General features: G+C 61.5%; 1 pseudogene. It reads left to right on the forward strand.

Going from position 1 to position 496, the window contains the following annotated elements:
* Positions 1–496 (forward strand): annotated as a pseudogene (locus HMPREF3171_RS02360) (HNH endonuclease signature motif containing protein); the annotation flags it as partial.

A 496-nucleotide genomic window follows, 5' to 3' on the forward strand; every position in this document is an offset into this window, starting at 1 on the left:
CTTCGGGCGCACCAAGTTCACGCGCAAACAAAAGACAGCCAGTTCTTTAGCGCGAGGTTTCTCCCTCGACGAGCTGGCGCTGATCGAGCGACGCATCGCACCGGTCAAGGACGCCTCCCAGCGGTGGGCGCTGCGCCTTGCCTTACTTGAGGTCGAAGGTGGCTACCGGGCGATTGAGGCTGCAGCCCGTACGTTGGTGCCGGCGGATAAGACACCGGCGGTGGATGCGGCGAAGTTCGGCCCGTCGCGAAACGGCAAACGCACCCTGCACCTAACCTATGACGAGCGCGAGATCTCCGACATGGAACACGCTGGGCGTCTCGGGATTGATCAGGATCGTCCGGCTGCGGCGCAGATTGCCGAGAACTTAATTGGGATCTTCTTCGGCGAGGGCAAGGTCGCAACCGCAGCGCCTCGTCCGACGGTGTTAGTACCGTTGCCGGATTACGTACGCATCCTGGACGGGACTGGTGATGATGTTCTGTTGGCGATGACT

This window comes from Corynebacterium sp. HMSC08F01 (assembly GCF_001807545.1).
In the GTDB taxonomy this organism is placed as follows: Bacteria; Actinomycetota; Actinomycetes; order Mycobacteriales; family Mycobacteriaceae; genus Corynebacterium; species Corynebacterium coyleae.